This is a genomic window from Bradyrhizobium sp. 2S1 (assembly GCF_011516625.5).
GTDB lineage: Bacteria > Pseudomonadota > Alphaproteobacteria > Rhizobiales > Xanthobacteraceae > Bradyrhizobium > Bradyrhizobium septentrionale.
This window is the reverse complement of sequence record NZ_CP147717.1, coordinates 6,467,653-6,486,883: the sequence shown is the minus strand read 5'-3', so window position 1 is coordinate 6,486,883 and position 19,231 is coordinate 6,467,653. Positions and strand designations below refer to the sequence as shown.

The 19,231-nt window shown below is 63.7% G+C and carries 17 protein-coding genes; 9 read left to right on the top strand and 8 right to left on the bottom strand.

The window, feature by feature from the left end; genetic code table 11:
• Positions 1–68 precede the first annotated feature (68 nt).
• Positions 69–1,685, top strand: coding sequence for a hypothetical protein (locus HAP54_RS30505; RefSeq protein WP_224741721.1), 1,617 nt, complete (start codon positions 69–71; stop codon positions 1,683–1,685).
• A gap of 40 nt (positions 1,686–1,725) precedes the next feature.
• Positions 1,726–2,712, top strand: coding sequence for a UbiA family prenyltransferase (locus HAP54_RS30500; protein ID WP_224741722.1), 987 nt, complete (start codon positions 1,726–1,728; stop codon positions 2,710–2,712).
• Between the two features lie 18 nt (positions 2,713–2,730).
• Here the strand turns inward: HAP54_RS30500 and galE are convergent, their stop codons facing one another.
• From galE to HAP54_RS30475, 5 genes are all read right to left on the bottom strand, one after another.
• A complete protein-coding gene (gene galE, locus HAP54_RS30495) occupies positions 2,731–3,723 on the bottom strand; it encodes a UDP-glucose 4-epimerase GalE (RefSeq protein ID WP_166293812.1) in 993 nt (330 codons plus the stop codon).
• Between the two features lie 139 nt (positions 3,724–3,862).
• Positions 3,863–4,123 carry a hypothetical protein gene (locus HAP54_RS30490; protein ID WP_166293810.1) on the bottom strand — a complete coding sequence of 87 codons (261 nt, stop codon included), beginning with the start codon at positions 4,121–4,123 and terminating at the stop codon, positions 3,863–3,865.
• A 162-nt stretch (positions 4,124–4,285) separates the two neighbouring features.
• Positions 4,286–4,915, bottom strand: a complete 630-nt coding sequence (locus HAP54_RS30485) for a transglutaminase-like cysteine peptidase (protein ID WP_166293807.1) — start codon at positions 4,913–4,915, stop codon at positions 4,286–4,288.
• A gap of 330 nt (positions 4,916–5,245) precedes the next feature.
• Positions 5,246–5,908, bottom strand: coding sequence for a ParA family protein (locus HAP54_RS30480; protein ID WP_029082364.1), 663 nt, complete (start codon positions 5,906–5,908; stop codon positions 5,246–5,248).
• 45 nt (positions 5,909–5,953) lie between these two features.
• Positions 5,954–7,246 (bottom strand): glycosyltransferase family 4 protein, encoded by a 1,293-nt coding sequence (locus HAP54_RS30475; RefSeq protein ID WP_339156776.1) that lies wholly within the window; start codon positions 7,244–7,246, stop codon positions 5,954–5,956.
• A gap of 112 nt (positions 7,247–7,358) precedes the next feature.
• Between HAP54_RS30475 and HAP54_RS30470 the strand changes: the two genes are divergently transcribed.
• Both HAP54_RS30470 and HAP54_RS30465 read left to right on the top strand, forming a co-directional pair.
• Positions 7,359–8,285: a hypothetical protein gene (locus HAP54_RS30470; RefSeq protein ID WP_224741724.1), complete on the top strand. Its 927-nt coding sequence runs from the start codon at positions 7,359–7,361 to the stop codon at positions 8,283–8,285.
• A gap of 25 nt (positions 8,286–8,310) precedes the next feature.
• Positions 8,311–10,863 carry a glycosyltransferase gene (locus HAP54_RS30465; protein ID WP_166293805.1) on the top strand — a complete coding sequence of 851 codons (2,553 nt, stop codon included), beginning with the start codon at positions 8,311–8,313 and terminating at the stop codon, positions 10,861–10,863.
• Here HAP54_RS30465 and HAP54_RS30460 read toward each other — a convergent pair.
• A complete protein-coding gene (locus HAP54_RS30460) occupies positions 10,804–12,564 on the bottom strand; it encodes a glycosyltransferase family 2 protein (RefSeq protein ID WP_224741725.1) in 1,761 nt (586 codons plus the stop codon). The two genes, HAP54_RS30465 and HAP54_RS30460, sit on opposite strands and share 60 nt — an antisense overlap.
• A gap of 15 nt (positions 12,565–12,579) precedes the next feature.
• Between HAP54_RS30460 and HAP54_RS30455 the strand changes: the two genes are divergently transcribed.
• Positions 12,580–12,963: a hypothetical protein gene (locus HAP54_RS30455; RefSeq protein ID WP_224741726.1), complete on the top strand. Its 384-nt coding sequence runs from the start codon at positions 12,580–12,582 to the stop codon at positions 12,961–12,963.
• Positions 12,964–13,366: 403 nt separating this feature from the next.
• Positions 13,367–14,674 (top strand): UDP-glucose dehydrogenase family protein, encoded by a 1,308-nt coding sequence (locus HAP54_RS30450; RefSeq protein WP_166293801.1) that lies wholly within the window; start codon positions 13,367–13,369, stop codon positions 14,672–14,674.
• Positions 14,675–14,812: 138 nt separating this feature from the next.
• Here HAP54_RS30450 and rfbD read toward each other — a convergent pair whose 3' ends face one another.
• Both rfbD and rfbC read right to left on the bottom strand, forming a co-directional pair.
• Entirely contained in the window at positions 14,813–15,724 is a 912-nt protein-coding gene (gene rfbD / locus HAP54_RS30445) for a dTDP-4-dehydrorhamnose reductase (RefSeq protein WP_166293799.1), read from the bottom strand.
• Complete coding sequence (gene rfbC / locus HAP54_RS30440; protein WP_166293797.1) at positions 15,724–16,278, bottom strand: dTDP-4-dehydrorhamnose 3,5-epimerase; 555 nt, start codon at positions 16,276–16,278, stop codon at positions 15,724–15,726. The genes rfbD and rfbC overlap by 1 nt, the downstream gene beginning before the upstream one ends.
• Positions 16,279–16,387: 109 nt before the next feature.
• Between rfbC and rfbA the strand changes: the two genes are divergently transcribed.
• The 3 genes from rfbA to HAP54_RS30425 all read left to right on the top strand — a co-directional run bounded on the left by rfbA (position 16,388) and on the right by HAP54_RS30425 (position 19,137).
• Complete coding sequence (gene rfbA, locus HAP54_RS30435; protein ID WP_029082372.1) at positions 16,388–17,299, top strand: glucose-1-phosphate thymidylyltransferase RfbA; 912 nt, start codon at positions 16,388–16,390, stop codon at positions 17,297–17,299.
• Positions 17,289–18,356: a dTDP-glucose 4,6-dehydratase gene (rfbB, locus tag HAP54_RS30430; protein WP_166293795.1), complete on the top strand. Its 1,068-nt coding sequence runs from the start codon at positions 17,289–17,291 to the stop codon at positions 18,354–18,356. The genes rfbA and rfbB overlap by 11 nt, the downstream gene beginning before the upstream one ends.
• Before the next feature lie 115 nt (positions 18,357–18,471).
• The gene (locus tag HAP54_RS30425) at positions 18,472–19,137 is read left to right on the top strand and encodes a hypothetical protein (protein WP_224741727.1); all 666 of its coding nucleotides are present in this window, start codon (positions 18,472–18,474) and stop codon (positions 19,135–19,137) included.
• The last annotated feature ends 94 nt before the right edge of the window (positions 19,138–19,231 follow it).

Here is a 19,231-nt window from a genome sequence, read left to right as displayed (position 1 = left end):
TCATAACGTTAATGTATTCTAGGTGGCTTTTATCGTTAACACAAATGACGCAGCTCGCGGATGACGCCGTGCTCCAACCCTATCGTACCGAACCGCAGCGTGGTTCATTGATCCGTCCCTGGCAGATCCTGGACGACTGGTTGTTCGCGCCGAAGCGGGACCGCCGATCCTGGCGCGACATCCTGCTGCTTGCGGGATGGATGGCGTTGGTGGGCTTCCAGATCGCCCGTCACGTGATGTGGCGCGACGAAGTCCGCGCGCTCACCATTGCGCTGAACGGCGACGATCTGATCGCCATGCTGAGAGGGCTGCACGGCGAAGGCCACCCCGCCCTTTGGTACCTGCTGCTGCGCGGTGCGCATGCCGTGTTCGGCCGCGTCGAGGTGCTGTCAGGCGTCGCCTTCGTGGCCGGGCTCGTCACGGTCGCGCTGCTGATCTTCCGGTCGCCGTTCCCGCGGCCGCTGGTCCTGCTCCTGATCACCGGCCATGCGCTGCTGTTCGAATATGTCGTGATGGCGAGGAATTACGGCATCTCGGCCCTGTTCCTGTTTGCGATCGCGGCCTGCTATCCGGCCCACCGCGACCGTGGCGTCCTGCTCGGCGCACTCTTGTTGCTGCTCGCCAACACCAATGTCGTCGGCGCGATCATGGCCGGCGCGTTCCTGCTGTTCTGGCTGCTCGACCTGCTCGAGGCCCATGGTCGGCGCTGGTCGCCGCAACTGACCAATTTCGCGATCAACGCCATCATCGCGACGATCGGCGTCGTCATCTGCGCGGTGACGATGCTGCCGACCTATAATGACGCGGCGGCCCGCGACTGGTCGCACTCGTCACCGCTGACGGCCGCCATGCTGTCCCTGGTGAACCCCGGCGCGACGTCACTGGGGGCGCTGTTTGCCAATCTGCTGCCGGGGATCGTGGGATCGGTCCTGCTGTTTGCCGCAACGCTCGCCCTCCTGCCGCGACGTCCGGCTTTTCTTGCCGCCATCGCCGCGCTCCTGCTGACGTCGCTGTTCTTCGCCGTCGCTGCCAACGGCGCCTACCGCCACGCCGCGGTCTGGCTGTGCTTCCTGATCGCGCTCTACTGGATCAGCTGGCGCCAGGTCACCGCAGCGTCGACCTCTCGAACTTGGCTCGACGGGCTCTTGCCCGCGATCGGACGCATCTCGCTGCTGCTGGCGCTCGCGATCCAGACCGCCGCCGGCATCAACGACCTGCGCAACGCGGCGACCGACGTCGTCGCAAGCCGCAGCGCCGATCTCGGCCGCCTGATCGCCTCACGCGCCGATCTCGCCAACGCGGTCATCCTCAGCGAGCCGGAGTACCTGGTCGAGGCGCTGCCTTATTACGTCAAGAACCGGGTCTATCTCGCACGCGACCACAAGTTCGGAAGCGTCGTGATCTTCTCGCGCAAGGGCAGGATGGACAGCGATCTCGGCGAGACCCTGCGCCTGGCGCGCGAGCTCCGCGACACAACCGGCGCGCCCGTCATCATCCTGCTGGCCTATCGGCTCGACGAGATCACGCCAGACCGGACCTACGACGAGGGCAAGGACTGGCGCACATTCCGCGCCTCGCCCGCGCAGATCCGCGATTTCCGCGATTTCCGCGAAGCGACCACGATGATCCGCCGCTTCCGCCCCGCCAGGACCGACGAAAGCTTCGATGTCTACCTCCTCAACTAGGCGATCGCCGAGATCGAGGACAACTGGAAAGGATCACGCGATGGCGCTGATGGACAGCAAGCTCGAAACCGGCAAGCCGCCTGCCGCGGGCATCCGGCAGTACCTCACCATCCTGCGGCTCGATCACAGCACCAAGCACATCTTCATCGTTCCCGGGATCATCCTCGCCTGCCTACTGCGCGGCGTACGAGGCGATCATGTTGCCGCCTCAATCGTCCTTGGCCTTGTGGCCGCGGTCTGCATCGCGTCGGCCAACTACGTCATCAACGAATGGTTCGACCGCGACTTCGACCGGCATCACCCGACCAAGTCGCAGCGCTCCGCGGTCCAGAGTGCAATGGACGGCAAGATCATCGGCATCGAATGGCTGCTGCTGGTCGCGCTTGGCCTGGTCTGCGCGTCCGCGAGCAGCCGGCTGATGCTGTTCGCCACCGGCATCTTTGCCCTGCAGGGCATCGTCTACAATGTCCCGCCGCTGCGCAGCAAGGACAAGGCCTATTTCGACGTCATCTCGGAATCCGTCAACAATCCGCTGCGGCTGTTGATCGGCTGGGCCATGATCGACCCGACGTCGCTGCCGCCGGGCTCGGTGATCCTGTGCTACTGGTTCGGCGGCGCGTTCCTGATGGCCGCCAAGCGGTTGTCCGAATATCGCGAGATCGCCGCGTCCCACGGCAGGGAGCTATTGGCGCGTTACCGCGCGAGCTTTTCAGACTATAGCGAGGTGTCGCTGACCGCCTCCTGCCTCAGCTACTCGCTGTTCTCGGTGTTCTTCCTCTCGGTGTTCCTGGTGAAGTACCGCATCGAATACATCCTGGCGATGCCGCTGGTGGTGATGCTGTTCACCACCTATTTTTCGATGTCGACATCACCGGGATCATCAGCGCAAAAACCCGAGAAGCTCTATGGCGAGCGCGGCCTGATGCTGATCGTGCTGGCGCTGGTCGCCGTCTTCCTGGTGGCAAGCTTCGTCGATATGCCGTTCCTCGCCCGGCTGGCGGAGCAGCACTACATCACCCTGGATTGAAGTCTCGCGGCCGCGGGTTTATCGCCGGCGCGGATGCGCCTTCTGGTGCCACGCCCAGGCCGAGCGAATGATGTAGCCGAGATCGGACCGCTTCGCCTTGAAGCCGAGGCCGCTTTCAGACTTGGAGGGATCTGCCACCAGGATCGGCGGATCGCCGGCCCGACGCTCGCGCACCACGCTCGGCACCGCTTCACCGGTCACGGCGCGGATCGCGTCGAGTACTTCGCGCACCGAATAGCCGGTGCCGGTGCCGAGATTGAACACGCCGCCGGCGCCGCCGTTCAACAGCAGTTCGAGCGCTGCGATATGGGCGGCAGCGAGATCGTCGACATGGATGTAGTCGCGCACCGCGGTGCCGTCAGGCGTTTCATAGTCCTCGCCGAAGATCGCGAAATCAGGCACGTGCCCGAGCAGCGCCATCAGCGCCCGCGGAATCAAATGCGTCTCGGGATCGCGAAGCTCGCCGATGGTGGCGGAGGCATCGGCGCCGCAAGCGTTGAAATAGCGCAGGCAGACCGATTTGAACTGATAGGCCGCGCGATAATCAGCCAGCATCTGCTCGATCATGAATTTGGACCGGCCATAGGGATTGACGGTCGGACCTGCGGCGCTCTCGGGAATCGGATCGCGTCCGGCGTTGCCGTAGACGGCACCGGTGCTGGAGAACACCAGGCGGTCGCAGCCCGCCTCCCGCATGCCGCGCAGCAGGCCGAGCGTGCCGGTCACATTGGTGTAGTACTTCTGCGGATCCGCGACGGACTCGCCGACGGCGCTGAACGCGGCGAAATGCATCACGGCAAGCGCATCGTGCTCGCGGATGGTGGCGGCGATCCTGCCGTGATCGGCGACGTCGCCGATCACCAGCGGTCCCCATTGCACGAAGTTGCGGTGGCCGGTGGACAGGTTGTCGTAGACCACGGGGACAAATCCCGCCTCGGCAACAGCCTTGGCGCAGTGGGACCCAATGTATCCCGCGCCGCCCGTGATGAGTATCGAACCCCTGCTTGCCATTGAAAATGTCGTCCCTGCGCGGACCAATCCTGCATCTCAACAGACGCAGCGACTGAATGGGTACGACATTCCGTCTGACGCGGCAAAATGACGATGGGATTAGCGTTAAGACCGAACGGATTTGCCGCTGACGTGACGGTTAACGCGACCCGAGCGGGACGTTGGTCCGTTGCCCGGCCGGCGGCGCGTGTCGCGACGGCCTCCCATAAGGGTAAACCGGCGTTGCCGGCGGCACCGGCTGGGTCGCCTGCGGCCGCGATGTCGGAACGCCGCCGCCCGGTCCATCGATCGAATAGCGGGTTGCCGCGCCTTGCGTGGTCTGCCCGGTGCCCTGCGCAAGCACCGGAGCGCCGGAGGCTGCGACCAGCGCCGCAGTTGTGACAAGACAGGCCAGCTTCATGTCGATGCCTCGATGGGTTGGATCGACATCAACCGGTCACGCCGCCAATCGTTCCGGCAACGTGGTGGCAGCCGTCCAGCAATCGCGGGTCCCTCATATGAAAAGTGGCGCGGCGAAATGTCTCGCCGCGCCACTTTCGATCGATGGAGCTAACTGAAAAATTCAGGCGCCGAGCTGCGCGACCGCGGCCCAGTGATCGGGGTTCGCCGGGGTCTGCATCCTGACCCAGCGGTAATGCGCCTGCGACCAGTTGCGGATCTGCGCGTTCAAATTGTCGAGCACGATGTCGCCGCCCTTGGCGCGGACCACCAGCACCAGATGATGCTCGCCCCAGGAGGTCACCACCTCGCTCAGCAGCAGATTGCGCATCGGCCAGGCGCGCGCCAGCAACTCATGGCGCTTGCTGACGGCGTAGTCGTTGCAATCGCCGCGCGCCGGATTGATTAGCCATTCCTCGCCGGCAAGGCCGCGTTCATTGCGCTGCGGAGTGATGTGGCGATTGACCGAAGCATTGACCTCGATCAGGTCGGCAATGCGCTGCTTGGTCAAGCGCATCGCACCACCGCGGAACACCATTCGGGCGCGCGGCTTCTGCTTGCATTCGTCGGAATAGCGCATGCAGAACATCGTGTAGGCCATCGGCGCCAGCGTCGGCTCGCTGAAGCGGATCTTCTCGATCACGCCCCGCAGCGGCAGCGGAAAGCCGATCATTCCGGCCTGCGTGTCCCGTGCGCTTGTCCCGAGCGCAACGATCGCCAGAACCAGGGCCACCACTCTCTTGACGTTGTACATTCTTCACTCCCCACCGTGACGGGAAGCATGTACGGGAAATGTCTTGAGCCTAGCCTCAAGCGCGCGGCGGCATTTGCCTCAAATGCTCAGCTCTGCGCGAGCAATGCATTAACCAAGCAAGGGTTCCTCCCGATGGCGGGCATTTCGGCTTACCGCGATGGCGCGCGCGCCGATCTGCGACCATCGACAAACCCTAACGTTAGGGCTTTCGCGGCCCTATTCCGCGATTTCTGCCAAGACGGCCGCCGGATGAAGGCGCCGATGGCGCCGCAGAATTTTTTGTTCCCACGCCGGCATGGTTAGCCACGCGTGAGCGGCCGGCGCGCTTTGTTAAATCGTCACGCGCTGTCGCGGCGCGATCCCGCTCCAGCTCATGACGAGATCGGCAAGCGTCTTGATCTCGATATCCGCGGGCGTACCGCCGGCGAAATCGGCAACCGATTGCCCCAACGCGAAGGCGCGAACATAGGCCGAGCGGCTTCCGATCGTCGGCCCGATCGCTTCCTCGAATGTATCGAGCTCCTCGATGAATTGCTGGCCTTCGAGGGTGCGGTGGTCGACGCGGTTCGGCACGATCATGGCGCGGAGCGCCGTTCGCCGCGAGGCGCGCACCTCCCGCACGATGTCGAGCGTCCTTGCGGTCGCCTCGATGTCGAGGCCGGAGGGCGTACATGGCATCAGCACGATATTGGCGACTGCGAGCACGGCACCCAGCGCCCGATCGTTCGGTGCGGAGTCCACGACGATGATCTGATGCGGAACCTGGCGCATCAGCGTGGCCCATTCGGCGACCGGCCTGGTTTCAGGATCGAGCTGGTAGACCGGAAACGACAGATTGCCGGGCTCGGCCCAGTGACACGCCGACGCCTGGGAGTCGGCGTCAACCAGTCCCACCGCGCGCGTACGCCGATCCAGTTCTGCGGCCAGCAAGACCGCAAGGGTCGTCTTTCCGACCCCGCCCTTACGCTGGGCAACTGAGATCACAAGCGGCATCGCAAACTCCTGGCATTCTTCCCATGGGTGCGCGGGAGGACGCCGTCATCCAACGAGCGTCAGCATCCGGGGCAAGCAGACCCGCTTTGCGTCGTAATTGTCTCTCACAAAGCTCCTCGCCTTCATCCGCATCTTCTTGAAGGCCCTGGGCCGTGACAGCACCGAGATTACCTGATCCGACAGCGCATCAATATCAAAAAACGGCGCGAGGAGACCGTTGCCATCCGAGATGATGTCGCGCAGCGGGGCGGTGTCGGACGCCACCACCGCGCACCCCGCGCTCATGGCCTCCAGCAGCGACCATGACAGCACGAAGGGATAGGTCAGATAGACGTGCACCGAGGAAATCTGCAGCAGCTCGAGATACTGTTCCCGGGGAACTCGGCCGAGGAAATGCACGCGGCGCAGGTCGATGTCCGACCTGATCTCGTCCAGGAACGTCGACTTCCAGCTCGCGCCCTTGGGCGGATGCGCGCCATAGGATGTGCCGCTGCCGCCGACGATCACGACCTGCGCATTCGGCCGCGCGGCCATGATCCTGGGCAGCGATCGCATGAAGACGTGGAAGCCGCGCACCGGCTCCAGGTTGCGCGAGACGTAGGTGATCACTTCGTCGTCTGCCGAGAGTGTCGCACCGTTCGGAAGCTGATGCCTCGCGACGGGATTGGGCTTCACCTCGTCGGTGTCCACGCCCTCGTGGATGACCTCTATCTTGCTGCGAAACTCGGCGGGAAAGGTCGACCGCTGCCATGGCGTCGGTGAAACGCCCACGTCGCATTCGGTGAGCGCCAGCAGCGTGGTCGCGTTTTTCAGGTGGAGCGCGACATTGCCATCAAGGCCGGTCATGGGAAATTCCGGATCGAAGCCGACGTCCCTGCCTTCGGCCCCATAGTAGAATTCGCAATACAGGATGATCCTCGCCCTCGGAAACATCGTGCGCAGCGGCAACGTCTCGCCCCATCCGGGATGGGCGAAGATCAGATCCGGGACAAAGCCCTGCCCCGACAGCGATGACAGCGCATACAGAACCTCTTCCGCGCGCCGCGCTTCGGTATCGAAACGGCGGGCAAAGGGATGCACCGCGGCGGCGTCCGCCTTTGTGGTCGAGTATTTGATCAGCCGGATGTCAGGCGAAGTGACTGCAGTCGACGAACCGACCGCAACGATCCTGTTTCCGGGCTGATCCGCAAGCGCACGCGCGATGTGGCGATACTGGGCTGGAAAGTTATTGTGGACGAAGAGGACGTTCATCGGCGGGCGAGCGCGCCCCCCGGCCGCGCGATCTTCCATGGAGGTCAGGGTCGGCACCATGACCGGGCGTGTGTCATCGATCTGCACGGGTGAAACAATCTTACCAGATTAACATTAAGACCCCTTCTATCACATCAATTTTTGGGGCACACTGTGTGAGAGATATATCGACACATTCGGTTAGGTTCACAGGCGGGCGATGAACGAACAGATCCAGCAGAAAACCGTTGACCTGGCACGAGGTCTCTTCCTGGTCCGGTACAATGGCGCAGATGATAAGACGTCACCCCCGGTGGTGCGCGTATATGCAGATCGCGCCAGTCTTAACAATTGTAATATCATTACCGGGCCGGACGTGGTCAATGGAACCCTGTTCGCGCCCGAGAGCGCGCTGGTCGTATCGGTCGCCCGGCCAAGCCGCTTGATCGTCGAGGTCACGGCAGGACGTGCCGGCGGGTCGACCGCCGCCAATATCAAGATCGAGCCGCTGACCCAGGGACAGCAGGTTGGGCAGCCGGCCGGACAGCCGGTCGCGCAGCCGGTCGACACCTACGAGCCCGAGCCCAATGCCGGCGCCGGCGAGCTGGACGACCTCAAGCTGCTCGCACATGTTGCGGGTTTGGGCGACGTGACGGTCGGTGCCAACGCCTGGATTGCCGGACCGTCGGCTCCGGCCCGGATCGAGGGAATTTGCCTCGAATGGCCGAACATGCCGCACGATCTCAACCTGCAATATGCCGTCAAATTCGCCAGGCCGCAGCGGGGCGACAATCAGTTCGTTTCCATTGGAACCTTTGCCGGAACCCGGGGACGCGCGTTGGCCATCACCGGATTCTCGCTCGAAGCCACCGGCCCCGGCGTCGATCGCTACGCCATTTCGGCCGAGACCATCTTCTTGGGAGCTCCGGCGCTGCGGGTGTCCGGGAACCGGATCGTGGTGTCGGGCCCTTCAGGCCGGGAACCGCTGGTCGGCCTCAAGCTCAACCTCCAAGAGCGCCGCGTGCAGGCAGCACCGCTTGCGCCCCAGCAGCCGAGGCGCGTTGAGCCCGTCAATCAAATACCGCGCCTGGAGGGACGGGTGCGCGTGTTCCGGAGCCTGCAGAGCGCCGCAAAGACGGCCGGCTGACCATGCGGGCGCATGAGGGCGAGATTTGACCGCCGACGCGCGCAGGATCGCCTTCACGTCCAGAACGCTCCACCACATCGATCTCGAGCGCGCCGCCGTCAGGGCGCTCGAAGCACGCGACTTCCGCCTGGCGTTCGCGCTCGCCGATCGCCGCTGCCGGATTCTGCCGCATGCGGACGCCCGCGCCCATTTGCTGCGTGCGCAAGCGCTGTTTCATCTCGATCTCCTGGATGCGGCTGTCGCCAGCGTGGCAAGGGCGCTCGAGCTCGAGCCGGACGATCTGGTCGCCGCGCGGCGCATGATGGCATGGGGCGACGGCGCCGAGCAGATCGACGCCGCACGAAGCATCGCGCGGCGCGACGACGATCCGGATTCGGTCAGGGGCGCCCTCCTGCTCCTCGAACAGGCCGGTCAGGACAGCTGCGCCCGCGTCGACTTCCTCGATGAGGAGGTGAAGGGATGGGTGACATGGCGCGGAGCGGACGCCCCGCATCTTTCACTGGCGCAGGCGGGCCAATCGAGCACCGTCACGCTTCCCTCCGATCCCCGCCACAGATTCGCGCTCCACGGGCGACGCGCCGCGAGCTTCCGCCTGATGCGGCCGGCGTCCACGACCTCGCAGCTGCTCGAGATCACGCAGGCGGACCGGGTCATCGCAAGTCTCCAACTCCCGGCCAACCGCGCCCCGGATCGCCGGATCGCGCCGCATAGGCCCGCTCGCACCGGGCACGGCGAAACACCGCCGCTCACCATCATCATCCCGGTGTATCGGGATCTGACCGCAACGCGCGTCTGCATCGAGAGCGCATTGACCGCGATAGCCTGCACGCCGGATTCGACCATCGTCGTCGTCGACGACGCATCGCCTGAACCCGACATCAAGCATTTGCTCGGCGAGCTGGCTGCGGACTCCCGCATACGGCTCCTGACCAATGCGCACAATCTTGGATTCGTCGGAGCCGTCAACCGGGCCCTTGCCGAGACGACGGCGGGCGATGTCGTGCTGCTGAATTCGGATGCGATCGTGCCGCAACACGCGCTGCAGCGCCTGCGAAGCGCCGTGCGATCGATGCCGGGGATAGGTACCGCGACGCCGCTATCGAACAATGGCGAATACACCAGCTTCCCGGTCGCAAACAGATCGAACCCCCTGCCCCCGCCCGCCGAACTGGAATTGCTGGATGAATTTGCCGGCGCAGCGAATTCCGGCATCGCGATCGACATCCCCAACGGCATCGGGTTCTGCCTCTACATCACCCGCGAATGCCTCGAGGCCGTGCGTGAGTTGTCCGACGACTTCTATCGCGGCTATCTCGAAGACGTCGACTTCTGCCTGCGTGCTGCAGAGGCCGGATTCCGAAACGTATGCATCCCCTCGGTGTTCGTCGGACATGAGGGGTCACGCTCATTTCTTGGCGAGAAGCGCTCGCTGGTGATGCGCAACCTTCGCGTTCTCGAGCACCGCTACCGGCGCTACGCGACCGAGTGCGCGGCGTTCCTGCTTGCCGATCCGCTGCGCGATTGCCGCGCGGCGCTTGAGCTCAAGCTGCTTGCGAACGAAGCGCGCGCCACGGGCCCGCACGTCGTCCTCTGCGGCTCCTCGGTTGGCCGCGCGATCGCCATCAGGCGATGCCGGCAGCTCGCGGCGGAGGGCGAGCGCAGCCTGATCGTGCATTTCCGCTCCGAGGGACAACGCCAGCTGGCTGCAGCGTTCGACCCCGACGGTGGAACACCGCAGTCGATCGCATTCGACGTCGCGACGCATCAGGGCGGCGAGGCCTTTCTGAAGTTTCTCACCGGTCTCGACATCCGCTCGCTTACGATCGCAGAGCCGAACCGCATCCCCAACGCATGCCTGGCACAGCTCACCCAGCGCTTCGTCTACGACCTCCTGATCACCGACACCGCGCTTGCAACGCGCCCCGCGATTGGGGCTGGTGTTGATCCCGACTGGTCAAGCCTGATCGCTGTGGCGCGACGCGTGACTGCGATCAGCCAGAGCGGCGCCGACTTTTCGGACGCGGTGCTCGACCTGCGAGTGGTCAGGTTCGGCGAACCGTCTGCATCGCCAGCGCCTCCTCACGCCGCGAGCGGCCCGGCGCGTCTCGGCCTGCTTGCCCTCCACGCCAGCGCTGCGGAATTTCGCTTCATCCGCGCGTTGAGCGACCAAATGGCCGACGCCGACGACGAGATCGAGATCATCGTGCTGGGCACCACCCTCGACGATCTCAAGCTGATGCAGCGGACCAATGTCATGGTCACCGGCGAGATCGCCACGGCCGACGTTGCCACACTGATCGCGGGTCACGGCATCACGAAACTGGTTCTCGACATCGGCGCGCCGGCGTTTGGACATCCACTGGTCGACGCGCTCCTGGCAACCGGGCTGCCGGCCGCCGCAACAGCGTGGATTCCGGCACCAGGGCGCGGCCGAACAACCGACCTGAAGCTGCGGCCTGGCTTTGATGCCGACGCGACGATCGCTGCCGTATGCGACTGGTTGGTCGAGGATGTCGAGCTACATTCCGATCGGGGGAACGGTCGGAACGGGCGGCAAATTGGCACGCGCCTTCCATGACCGGGGCGGCCATGCAAGTGCAGAGAACGGCGCCGAATCCAGCCCCAGCAGCGGGCTGTAATAGGGATCGTCGAGCAGCACCGCTCCCCATTTCGCGCGCAGCATCGCCAGTTCGCGATTGAAGCGGGCCTTGCGATCCGGCGCGGAATCACGGCCCCGGCTCGCCGACTCCAGGTGAACGAGTTTCGCGTCGGGCGTGAATACGATCCGCTTTCCGAGCTGGCGCAGCTTCAGGCACAGATCGATATCGTTGAAATTGATCGGAAAGCGGATCGCGTCCATGCCGCCGACGGCGACGAAATCGCGCTTGCGCATCAGCAGGCACGCCGCGGTCACCGCCGAGCATTCGTGCGCCACCTGGAGCAGATCGCCGTAGCCGGGATCGCCATCCATCCGGTCATTGAAGGCGTGCGCGGCGAAGAAGTTGGTGCCCAGCACCACTCCGCCATGCTGCACGACGCTGTTCGGCCAGAGCAGCTTCGCACCGACAGCTCCGACATCGGGAGCAGCCAGCCGCCACAACAGTTCCGCCAGCCAGCCGTCGTCGAGCGCCTGAACGTCGTTGTTGAGAAAGCAGATATTCTCCGTGTCGACGCAATCGACGGCGGCGTTGTTGATCGCTGCGAAGTTGAACGGCCCCTCGGCCGAAATGACGTCGATCTCCTCCGCAGACAGGCTCTCCAGATAGTCCAGCGTTTCAGGTTCGGTCGAGCCGTTATCGACGACAAGAATCCGGGCATTGGTCTCATGTACTGCCGGCGTCACCGTCTCGATGCACCGCTTGAGAAGCTCGGCGCGATTCCTGTTCAGAATAATGATGGTGGTGCGCGCGTTCCAATCGACCGCGCGCCTGACCCGAACGGCCGGCAGGAGGCCAGCCTTTCGCGGCTCGACATTCGCGTCCATGCCGGCTCTGGCGAAATGCGCTTCGCTTGCGGCGATCAGTTCGGCGGTCGCAGCCAACGCATCGATCCGCGGCAATGCCGCAACCGATCCCGGCAGATGAAACGTGCGATCAGGCTCCACGCAGGACAGGAAGATATCGTAGAGCGACGTCGCGGATCGCAGCGCTTCCAACGCACGTTCCCGGCGCACCGCGAAACAATACGCGCCATAGGCCTGCTCGAGCGCACGTTCGAGGTCGAAGGCCGAAAACGCCAGCGGCCAGACGGCGCCGCCCTGGACCTCGACATCGCCGTAGACAAGATCGCAGTCGATTTCTGAAGCGAACACTTCGGCGAAGCGCTGCAGGGCGTCTTCCGCGAGGATGGTCCCGCTCAGGCAGAACACGAAAAACTCGCTGTTGGCCGCATCGCCGTCGACAAATTCGCGCGCAGCTCTCGGATCGAACTGGCTGAATCCCTGTGCTGGCAGGCTCGCCGCCGTCCAGGCCGCGTGCCGCTGGGCTTCGAGGCTCTCGATGCTTTCGTCCACCCTGACGTCGCCGATCAGCACGACCGCGGCCTCGGACGACACGTCGGACTGAATGGCCGGCCAGAAGCGCGCTTTCCAGCCCTGATAGGTGTGGAACGGCACCGAGGCCGGCAGCAGCTGGTCGAACAGCTGTCCGCGCAACCGCTCGCTGTCCCAGCGTCCGAGATCGGCGAGGGTTTGCTCCAATCCGCGATCGAACGCGACAAATGCAATCGGCTCGGAGACCAGACTCCGCCCCGACATTGTCCGCGCCGACAGTCCACGCACGCGACCATCCGCGAAATGCTCGGGCAGATGAAAATCAATCCGGCGGCCGACCCCGAACTCGCTTCCTCGCGCGATGTTGGTCCACCCGATCGGCCTCACGGTCATCACCGGCCGTTGCGCTATCAGGATTTCGATGTCTTCGTCGACGTCTTGAGCAAGCCAGCCTTCGAAGCGCAAACCTCCGGCCCATTTGATGTCGCCGATCCGGTGCCACTGCGCCTCTGGTGCGGCGACATCGCAACGAATCGGAGTACCGACGGGACTTCCGATATTTGCCAGCCTGGCTTCAACGATCCCCGCGTTCGAGCCGACCTGATCGTGCACGTGGAAGGTAAAGCCAAATCGGCCATCGCCGATCCCGGCGTCGGCCAGCTCTGTTACAAACTCGTCACACAATGATGACATGTATGGCTCGCCGTCGACGAGCAGTTCGACGGTGTAGCGTCGGCCGAGATCGGTGCGGTCATAAACAAACCCAGAAAACGTGGTGCGATCGTATCTGGAGAACTGCGTTTGCAACGACGCGTATTCAGTTCCTGAGGGCTTGTGCTTGCTGATCGTCTTCATCCTCATGTCACCCCTCAAACGGCGGCTCGGTTGTCAATCGATTGCAAACTGAGAATGACGTCCATGGCGCGCCCTGGGTGACTAGCGAGCACTCAACTGCACTCAGGCAATCACCGTTTGCACAAAAAGCCGCCGACCTTCAACATAAACTATACGTTATAAAACTTGGCGTTATCGGTGCCAATTGTGCTAGTGCTAACTCCTCCTCTCCACACACTGATCGACGAGCGGATTCATGAAGATTGCAATGGTTGGAACGGGATATGTAGGTCTCGTGTCAGGAGCGTGTTTTGCCGACTTCGGCCATCAGGTCGTTTGTGTCGACAAGGACGCCGACAAGATCGAAACCCTGAAGCGCGGCAAGATCCCGATCTACGAAACTGACCTCGATCAGCTCGTCAAGACCAACACCGGCGCCGGGCGGCTGACCTTCACGACCGAGCTCGCGGGAGCCGTCGGGGAAGCCGATGCCGTGTTCATCGCGGTCGGAACTCCGTCGCGGCGTGGCGATGGCCATGCGGATTTGAGCTACGTCTATGCGGCCGCCCGCGAGATCGGCGCGGCGCTCAAGAAATTCACCGTGGTGGTGACGAAGTCGACCGTGCCCGTGGGCACCGGCGACGAGGTCGAACGCCTGATCCGCGAAACCAATCCCAGCGCTGATTTCGCCGTGGCGTCGAACCCCGAATTCCTGCGCGAAGGCGCCGCGATCCAGGATTTCCGCCATCCGGATCGGATCGTCGTCGGCACCGAGGACGAGCGCGCCAAGAAGGTGATGGGTGACGTCTATCGCCCGCTCTATCTGAACCAGGCGCCGATCCTCTATACCGCTCGGCGCACGGCGGAATTGATCAAATATGCCGCAAATGCCTTCCTTGCCACCAAGATCACCTTCATCAACGAGATCGCCGACCTCTCCGAAAGGGTTGGGGCGAACGTGCAGGAGGTCGCGCGCGGCATCGGGCTCGACAACCGGATCGGAACCAAGTTCCTGCATGCCGGCGCGGGCTATGGCGGCTCCTGCTTCCCGAAGGACACCCGCGCGCTGTTCAAGACGGCGCTCGACCACGACGTGCAGCTGAAAATCGTCGAAGCCACGCTGACTGCGAACGACAACCGCAAGCGCGCGATGGCGCGCAAGGTCGCCAACGTGCTCGGCGGCGAGCTGCGCGGCAAGACGATCGGCGTGCTTGGCCTGACCTTCAAGCCCGATACCGACGACATGCGCGAGGCGCCCTCGATCCCGCTCATCAACGGCCTGATCGACTTCGGCGCCAAGGTTCGCGCCTACGATCCGGTCGGCATGGAGCAGGCGCGCAAGGAATTGCCTGAAATCGAGTACTGCAAGGACGCCTATGAATGCGCGCGCCAGGCCGATGCGCTGGTGATCGTGACCGAGTGGCGCCAGTTCCGCGCCCTCGATCTCAACCGCATCAAGCAGGAGATGAAGCATCCGGTCGTCGTCGACCTGCGCAACATCTACCGTCCGGACGAGATGGCCGCGCACGGCTTCACTTACGACAGCATCGGCCGGCCGCGCTGAGCGGCCGGGCCTGACGGACGGCGATCACCGCGGGCCGGCTCAATCACGCAGCCTCGGTTCTGATGGACTCAGAACCGAGGCTTTTTGTTTGACGCGCTTTGTTCGCGCGAACCGGCGTCCACGTCGCGCGAAGACGCGCTAGGCGTGAGCCGGCGCGCCGAGCTGGACAAATGCATCGAGTTCGGGTGCGAGCGCTTCCTGCCAGGTCGGCATCGTCACGCCAAACTGCGCCTTCAACCGCGACAGATCCAGCCGCGAATTGCCCGGGCGCACCGCCTTGGTCGGGAAATCGGCCGTGGCAATCGGAACGACGTTCTCGACAGCCAGCGCGACGCCACGCGACCTCAGGCCGTCGACGATGGCACGCGCAAAACCATGCCAGCTGGTTTCGCCGGCACAAACGAGATTGACGACACCACCGCGGCGCACGAGCTGATCGTGCAGCGTGGTGAGGTTCGGCACCACGATGCCGGCAACCGCTCCGGCGATCGCCCGTGCCGTCGTCGGCGCACCGATCTGGTCGGCCACGATCCGCAACTCCTTACGCTCGCCGGCGAGCCGCGCGATGGTGCGCAGGAAATTGGTGCCCGTTGCGGCATAGACCCATGAGGTGCGCGCGATCAGATGCGCGCCGCCCGCCGCCTGGATCGCAACATCGCCGGCAAGCTTGCTCGCGCCGTAGACCGACAGCGGCTCGGTCGGACTATCCTCGCGCCACGGCCTGTCGCCCGAACCATTGAAGACGTAGTCCGTGGAGAAATGCACCAGCGGAACGCGGTTCGCCGCAGCCCATTTGGCGATCGCTTCGGGTCCCTTCGCGTTGACCAGGAACGCCAGCTCGCGCTCGTCCTCGGCGCGGTCGACCGCGGTATAGGCCGCCGGATTGATGATGAGATCGGGCTTCAAGCTTTCAAGCTGGCCCGCCAGCTTTTCCGGCTTCGACAGATCGAACTCCGCGGTCGGCGGCGCGATGATCGTGCCGTGGCCTTCCAGCAGCGGCTTGAGCGCACTGCCAACCTGGCCACGTGTTCCCGTCAACAAGATCCGCATCAGATTTGTCCGTAGGTCGGAAGATTGCTGGCGTCGGCCAACAGCGGCGCGTCGGCATCCTTGGCCGACAGCTGCGGCTTGTCGACGCCCCATTTGATCCCGATCGCGGGATCGTTCCACCGGATCGAGAGCTCGTCCTTGGGGCTGTAGAAATCGTCGCACTTGTAGAAGAAGTCGGCGGTTTCCGAGAGCACCACGAAGCCATGGGCAAAACCGCGCGGCACCCACAATTGCCGGCGGTTCTCCTCGCTCAATTCGACCGCGACATGCTTGCCGAAATTCGGGCTGCCGACGCGCACGTCGACGGCAACGTCCAGCACCTTGCCGCGCAGCACGGAGACGAGCTTGCCCTGGGTGACGGGGTTTTGCAGATGCAGCCCGCGCAGCACGCCATAGGCCGAGCGGGACATGTTGTCCTGCACGAAGGGCCGCGTGATGCCGTGCTCGACATAGCGGGGGAACTGGTAGGTCTCCAGGAAGAAGCCGCGCTGGTCGCCGAACAGCTTCGGCTCGACGATCAGGACTTCAGGAAGCTCGGTCTTGATGACGTTCATTTAACAAAGGTTCCGATCTGCGCAGGCCCGAAATGTTAATTCGCTCTCATAACAAACTTGTGCGGCGCACGCTATATGTTATGTTTTGATAATCAAACTGTGAGGGACCATGAAGGGCATTATCCTCGCCGGTGGAACCGGCTCGCGCCTCTACCCCGTGACTACCGTCGTTTCCAAACAGCTGCTGCCGGTGTTCGACAAGCCGATGATCTACTATCCGCTGTCGACGCTGATGCTGGGCGGAATTCGCGACATTTTGATCATTTCGACGCCGCAAGACAAGCCGTTGTTCCAGCGCCTGCTCGGCGATGGCCACGAGATCGGCATCAGGTTCTCCTACGCCACGCAGGAGACCCCGCGGGGTCTCGCCGACGCCTTCATCGTCGGGCGCGACTTCATCGGCGATGACTCCGTCGCTCTTGTGTTAGGAGATAACATTTTCTACGGCCACGGCCTGCCGAGCATGCTGTCGGCCGCCTCGGTCCGCAAGAAGGGCGCCACCGTGTTCGGCTACGTCGTGAACGCGCCGGAGCAGTATGGCGTGGTGGAACTGGACAGCACCAACCGGGCGCTGTCGATCGAGGAGAAGCCGAAGCGGCCGAAGTCCAACGTCGCCGTCACCGGCCTCTACTTCTACGACAATGACGTGGTCGACATCGCGGCCGGCATCAAGCCGTCGCCGCGCGGCGAGATCGAGATCACCGACGTCAACAAGGCCTATCTCGAGCGCGGCGACCTCTATGTCGAGGTGCTCGGCCGCGGTTTTGCCTGGCTCGACACCGGCACCCATTCCTCGCTAGTCGAGGCGAGCCACTTCGTCCAGATCCTGGAGCAGCGCCAGGGCTTGCGCATCGCCTGCCCCGAGGAAATCGCGCTGCGCCAGGGCTACATTTCGCTCGAAGCCTTCGCCAAGGTGGCACAGAAGACCGCCAAGAGCAGCTACGGCGAGTATCTGCTGTCGGTCTATCGCTCCTTCCAGGGCCAACCCCGCACTGCCGAGGTATTGAAACATGCGGTTTAAGGGATCGACGATTTTCGTCACCGGCGGAGCGGGTTTCATCGGCTCCGCCGTGGTCCGTCACTTGCTGCGAGACACCCACGCCCGCGTCGTCAACATCGACAAGCTGACCTATGCGGCAAACCTGGCTTCGCTGCCCCGCGCCACCGAAAGCCTGAACTACAGCTTCGAAAAGGCCTGCATCTGCGAGGCGCAGAACCTGCGCCGGCTGTTTGAGAAATATCAGCCCGACGCGGTGATGAACCTTGCCGCGGAAAGCCATGTCGACCGCTCGATCGACGGCCCCGGGGAATTCATCCAGACCAACATCGTCGGCACTTTCACGATCCTGCAGGAGACGCTGCGCCACTGGCGCACGCTCTCGCCGGAGAAGCGCGACCAGTTCCGCTTCCTGCATATCTCGACCGACGAGGTATTCGGTTCGCTCGGCGACGAAGGCCTGTTCACCGAAACCACGGCCTATGCGCCGAACTCGCCCTATTCCGCCAGCAAGGCATCATCAGATCATCTGGTGCGCGCCTGGCGCGAGACCTACGACCTGCCGACCCTGGTGACCAACTGCTCCAACAATTACGGCCCCTATCACTTCCCGGAGAAGCTGATCCCGCACATGATCATCAAGGGGCTCGCCGGCGAACCGCTGCCGGTCTATGGCGACGGCCAGAACATCCGCGACTGGCTGTTCGTCGAGGACCACGCCAAGGCGCTGACGCTGGTGCTGGAGCGCGGCGAGGTCGGCGAGACCTACAATGTCGGCGGCCGCAACGAGCGCACCAATCTGCACGTGGTCGAGAGCATCTGCGACCTGCTCGACGAGGTCGCGCCGGCTGCGGCAGGCCCGCGGCGTCAACTGATAAATTTCGTCAAAGACCGGCCCGGCCATGACCGCCGCTACGCCATCGACGCCACCAAGCTCGAAACCGAGCTCGGTTGGCGCGCCGAGGAAAATTTCGAGACCGGCATCGCCAAGACCGTGCGCTGGTATGTCGACGAGCAGCCATGGTGGCGCGCGATCCTGGAGCGCGGCTACAAGGTCGAGCGCGTCGGGCTGAACCAGTAGTCGCCGATCTCTCGCGAGCGCCCGGGTTCAAGGATGCGAACATCGGGCGCTTGCTCGAAATGCCAGAGGCGGTCTTGCGGAGGGACGTTGTCCAAGCAGGAAGCCGGGAAGCGCGATGGTGATTCAATCTCATCGCCGTTTGACGAGCCACATCCGCCTTCCGCCAATGGTGGGCGCCACCCACCAGAGCAATCAAGAAACGACAGGATTCGCCATGAATGTCGCAATGGACGGTCAGGAACTGACACTGTTCAAGAGTTTCGTGGATCTCTCGACGCGCTATCTGGAATTTGGTTCGGGAGGAAGCACCTGGCTAGCCTGCCAAACCAGGAAGGAGTGGGTCATCTCCATTGATTCCTCCGAGGAATGGCTCTCCAACGTCGGCGACGCTACAAAAGGCGCAAGCACCAAACCGCTGCTGCTGCACGTCGATATCGGCAAGCTGCGCGAATGGGGTCATCCGGCGGACCGGGAGCGAGAGAGCTCGTGGCCCGACTATCACGAACTCGTCTGGGAGCGTCCGGAAAGCAAGACTGCCGACCTGTATTTCATTGATGGCCGGTTTCGCGTGGCCTGCTTCGTGCAGTGCGTGCTTCACGCCGCACCGGGCGCTTTCATCGCAATTCATGACTTCGAGAACCGCCCCCACTACCATCCGGTGCGAACGGTCGCCCGGGAAATCGCGCGTGCCAACAACATGTCGATCTTCCAGAGGCCGCCGAGGATCGACGTCGACGCCGCGCAAGCGCTGCTGCAGAAATACCGGCTGGAGCCCCTGTAGCCGACCGCTGCGATCAGGGATCGCTTCAAGCACCCACGATTTATCGGGGCCTCGCCAGCCGCCCCCTACCAGGCGAGCGGGGCTAACGTATTTG